We start from the raw sequence: 4,587 nt of genomic DNA on the forward strand, positions 1-4,587 counted from the left end.
AGGGAAACGCCCGGTTTACATTCCGAACCCGGAAGCTAAGCCTTTCAGCGCCGATGGTACTGCAGGGGGGACCCTGTGGGAGAGTAGGACGCCGCCGAACAATCATTGTGGGAAAGCCCCGCACCAGGAAACTGGTGCGGGGCTTTTCTGCGTTTACAGGCCTTTTTTGTACCCGGTACATGCAGGTCCTGATGGAGTCCGGCTGCTACCAGCCGGCGGGGTAGCTTTTGAGGCTGCTCGTGTCGAGCGTCCAGCGGCCGGCCGTGACGGTGTCCCCGAAGGAGTAGGGGACCGTCTTGCGGTAGCGGATGCCGTCGGGACCTTCTGAGGGGTCACTGTGCACTGTGGCGGTCTTCCTGTCCTTGCGGGGGTCCACCACGAGGTAGAGAGGGACACCCATCTTCGGATAGTCGTGAAGCTTGTCGCGGATTTCGGTGAGGGAATTCGTACGTGAGGCGACCTCCACCACCATCAGGACATCGCGGGAGTTGACGACCTTCGCCGTGTCGTCGGTGTCTTCCTCGGAGATGACCATGAGGTCGGGGACCTTGGTCAGGCCCGTCACCGGATCGCCCATGTTCGTGTTGTTGAAGGCCGCGACTTCGGGTCTCTGGGCCTCGATCTGGCGGCGTAGCCGTGCCACGTTCAGCCCGTGGGGCGCCGTGGGGCTCATCATCGTGAGGAAGATCTGACCGTCGGTGGTCTGCACCTTCCACTGGTCTTCCTGGTGCTCGGCCAGCTCCGCGAGCTGCTCCGCGAAGTCGTGCATGCGGCGCATCTGCTCGGGGGTGAGGTCGGCCATGGTGCCTCCTGGTGAGTGCCCGACCAGCGTATCCAGTCGGTCACCCCCTAGAGCCGCCCCGCGGCCTTGAGGGCCAGGTAGGCGTCCGCCAGGGCGGGGGCCAGGGTGTCCGGGGTGGCGTCGACCACGTGGACGCCGTGCCGGGTGAGCTGTTCGGCCGTGCGGCGGCGGGCGGCTTGGGACTGGGTGCCGGCGGCGGCTTCGTAGACGGCTTCCACGGTGCCTCGGGACTTCGTCATCTCCGCGACGTGGGGGTCGGAGACCGAGGCCAGGAGGACCGTGTGGCGCTGGGTGAGGCGGGGGAGGAGCGGGAGCAGGCCCTCCTCGATGGGGGCTGCGTCCAGGCTGGTCAGGAGGACCACCAGGGAGCGGCGCGGGGCGCTGCGCAGGATGGTGGAGACCAGGGTGCGGGAGTCGGTTTCGACCAGTTCTGGTTCGAGGGTGGCCATCGCGTTCACGAACGCGGGGAGGGTGTCGGCCGCGCTGCGGGCCTGGACCTGGGCGCGGGGACGGCGGTCGTGGGCCAGGAGGTCCACGCGGTCGCCCGCGCGGGTGGCCAGGGCGGTGAGCAGCAGGGCCGCGTCCATCGCCGAGTCGAGGCGCGGGGCGTCGCCGACGCGGCCGGCCGCGGTGCGGCCGGTGTCGAGGCAGATCAGGATGTGGCGGTCGCGTTCCGGGCGCCAGGTGCGGACGGCGACCTTGTTCTGTCGGGCGGTGGCCCGCCAGTCGATGGAACGGGTGTCGTCGCCGGGTACGTAGTCGCGCAGGCTGTCGAACTCCGTGCCCTCACCGCGCGTCAGGACGCTGGTGCGGCCGTCGAGTTCGCGGAGGCGGGCGAGGCGGGAGGGGAGGTGCTTGCGGCTCGCGAAGGGCGGCAGGACGCGGACGGTCCACGGGACGGTGTGGTGGCCCTGGCGGGCCAGCAGGCCGAGCGGGCCGTACGAGCGGATCGTGACGCGGGCCGCCTGGCGGTCGCCGCGGCGGGTGGGCCGCAGGCGGGTGGTGAGGCGGCGGCGTTCGCCCGGGGGAACCGTCAGTGTGTGGCGGGAGTCCGCGACTTCCGTTCCGGGGACCCAGCTGCTCGGGGGCCAGGCGTCGCGGATCCGGGCGCGGAGGGTACGGGGTGAGGGGTTCGTGATCGTGAGGTGGACGTCTGCGGATTCGCCGAGACGGACGGAGGTGTCGCCGGAGCGGGCCAGTTGGAGCGTGCGGACCGGTGCCGCGAGGGCGTAGTCGACCGCGCAGGCCAGGGCGATGGGGGCGTTGACCGCCAGCATCCCCGCCCAGCTCGGTCCGAGGATGCCGACGGGGAGGCTGCCGAGGGCCGCGAGCAGGGCGGCGCGTCCGGTGAACGCCATCAGCGCGGGACGGGGACGTGGGTGAGGATCGCGGTGATGACCGCGTCGGCCGTGACGCCCTCCATCTCGGCCTCGGGGCGCAGTTGGACGCGGTGGCGCAGGGTCGGCAGGGCGAGGGCCTTCACGTCGTCGGGGGTGACGTAGTCGCGGCCCACGAGCCAGGCCCAGGCGCGGGAGGTGGCCAGCAGCGCGGTGGCGCCGCGCGGGGAGACGCCGAGGGTGAGCGAGGGTGATTCGCGGGTGGCGCGGCAGATGTCGACGACGTACGCGGTGATCTCCGGGGAGACGCTGGTGGCCTCGACGGCCTTGCGGGCGGCGTCCAGCTCGGCGGGGCCGGCGACCGGGCGGATGCCGGCGGAGTGCAGATCGCGGGGGTTGAAGCCGGCCGCGTGGCGGGTCAGTACGCCGATCTCGTCCTCGCGGGAGGGGAGGGGGACGGTGAGCTTCAGGAGGAAGCGGTCGAGCTGGGCCTCGGGGAGGGGGTACGTGCCCTCGTACTCGACCGGGTTCATGGTGGCGGCGACGAGGAACGGCTCCGGGAGCTTGCGGGGGGTGCCGTCGACGGTGACCTGGCGCTCCTCCATCGCTTCGAGGAGGGAGGACTGGGTCTTGGGGGGCGTGCGGTTGATCTCGTCGGCGAGGAGGAGGTTGGTGAAGACCGGGCCGTTCTGGAACGAGAACTCCGCGGTGCGGGCGTCGTAGACGAGGGAGCCGGTGACGTCGCTCGGCATCAGGTCGGGGGTGAACTGGACGCGCTTGGTGTCGAGTTCGAGGGAGGCGGCGAGGGCCCGCACGAGGAGGGTCTTCGCGACGCCGGGGACGCCTTCGAGGAGGACGTGGCCGCGGCAGAGGAGGGCTACGACGAGACCGGTGACGGCGGAGTCCTGGCCGACCACGGCCTTTCCGATCTCGGTGCGGAGCGCCTCCAGGGCGGAGCGGGCGCTGTCCGTGGTGGCCGTCATGAGGTGCGGACCTCTCTTTCGAGGGCGTCGAGGTGGTCGGCGAGCGCGATGAGCGCCGCGTCGGTGGCGGGGGCGGTGCCGAAGAGCAGGGTGTCCGGGTCGCGCGGGGGGTGGCCGGCCGTGAGGCGGGCGGCGACCGAGGGGAGCAGGGAGGCGGGGTCGTGGGCCTGGGCGGCCGGTACGCCGACCAGCGCGGCCAGGCGTTCGCGGGCGGCGGCGCGCAGCACGGTGGCGGCGCGGTCTCGGGCGCCGGCCTTGCGGTACAGGCGGGCGCGGCCCTCGGTGGCCTCGGAGGCGCGGACGAGGACGGGGAGGCGCTCGGTGACGAGCGGGCCGAGGCGGCGGGCGCGCCACAGGGCGGCGACGGCGGCGGCGAGGAACAGCTGCAGCAGGGCCCAGCTCCAGCCGGCGGGGATCAGGTCGAGGAAGCTCTTCTCCTCGCTGGTTCCGGTGCCGTCGGCGTTGTCGGGGTTGCTGTCGGCGAGGGACGGCAGGTACCAGACGAGGTTCGGGCGGGAGCCGAGGAGCTGGAGCGCGAGGGAGGCGTTGCCCTCCTCGGCGAGGGTCTTGTTGAGGAAGACGCCCTCGGAGCCGAGGAGGACGGTGTCGCCGCCGCGGATGCCGGTGGGCAGGACGAGGAGGGTGGGGTGGCCGGCGCTGGGGTAGCAGCCGGTGGCTCCGGGGGTGGTGGTCTCGTAGCGGTGGCCGTTGCCGGTCGCGGCGCGGCCCGCGGTGGTGGCGGCGGGGAGGGCGCAGGTGCCGCCCGGGTCGAGGTTCGCGTCGGGGGCGTCGCCGTGGGTGCGGGTGCCGGGGGCCAGGGCGGGGAGGCTGGGGGCGCTCGGCGCGAGCAGGACGGTACGGCCGCCGGAGAGGTCGATCGCGGAACGGATGTCGCGGAGCTGGGGCTCCCCGAGCCGGTCGGGGTCGGTGACCAGCAGGGTCGTGTCGGGGCCGGCGGCGTCGGCGGCCTCTCCGGCGGTGGTCACGACCCGGGTGGTGACCCCGCGGTCCCTGAGCAGCTCGGCCACGGCCTGACTGCCGTAGGGGTCGGCGGAGCGGGGGTCGAGGTAGCCGTGCCGGGCACCGGAGTTCAGGGCGGCGAGGGCCAGGCCGGCCGCGAGGAGCACCGCGAGCGCGATGAGGAACCCGCGGGCGCGGTTCCAGAGGTCCCGGGGCGATGCGGAGCCTCCGGCGGTGGTACGGGGAGGGGTGGCGGCCTCGCCGGACGCCGTGGCGAGGGCTCCGGCGGGGGCGGTGGGCGCTGCCGCGTGGACGGGGGGCGTGGGGGCTGCGCCGCCCGTGCCGGTGGTTGCGCCCGCGGTGGGGTGGCCCGTGCCGGGGGCTGCGCCCGGCGGGGGCGTTGCCGCGTGGGCAGGCGGTGTGAGGGCTGAGCCTTCGGCCCGGGGGTCCGTACCCGGGGTTGAGCCGCCCGTGCCGGGGGCTGTGCCCGAGCCCGGGGGGGAGC

Annotated in this window: 4 protein-coding genes and 1 rRNA gene; 1 reads left to right on the plus strand and 4 read right to left on the minus strand. The window is 73.6% G+C overall.

Going from position 1 to position 4,587, the window contains the following annotated elements:
- Positions 1-100, plus strand: a 5S ribosomal RNA gene (gene rrf, locus AC061S_RS44095); the annotation flags it as partial.
- Between the two features lie 105 nt (positions 101-205).
- On the opposite strand, the gene AC061S_RS44100 is transcribed toward rrf, so the two are convergent.
- The 4 genes from AC061S_RS44100 to AC061S_RS44115 all read right to left on the minus strand — a co-directional run.
- The gene (locus AC061S_RS44100; protein WP_478691518.1) at positions 206-802 is read right to left on the minus strand and encodes a Uma2 family endonuclease; all 597 of its coding nucleotides are present in this window, start codon (positions 800-802) and stop codon (positions 206-208) included.
- 47 nt (positions 803-849) lie between these two features.
- On the minus strand, positions 850-2,160 hold the full coding sequence (locus tag AC061S_RS44105) for a DUF58 domain-containing protein (protein ID WP_478691519.1): 1,311 nt from the start codon (positions 2,158-2,160) through the stop codon (positions 850-852).
- The gene (locus AC061S_RS44110) at positions 2,160-3,122 is read right to left on the minus strand and encodes an AAA family ATPase (RefSeq protein ID WP_478691520.1); all 963 of its coding nucleotides are present in this window, start codon (positions 3,120-3,122) and stop codon (positions 2,160-2,162) included. Before AC061S_RS44110 ends, AC061S_RS44105 begins: the two co-directional genes overlap by 1 nt.
- The coding region (locus AC061S_RS44115; protein ID WP_478691521.1) for a DUF4350 domain-containing protein at positions 3,119-4,587 on the minus strand (1,469 nt) is incomplete at its 5' end. The genes AC061S_RS44115 and AC061S_RS44110, both read right to left, overlap by 4 nt.

This window comes from Streptomyces sp. CA189, from assembly GCF_056428985.1.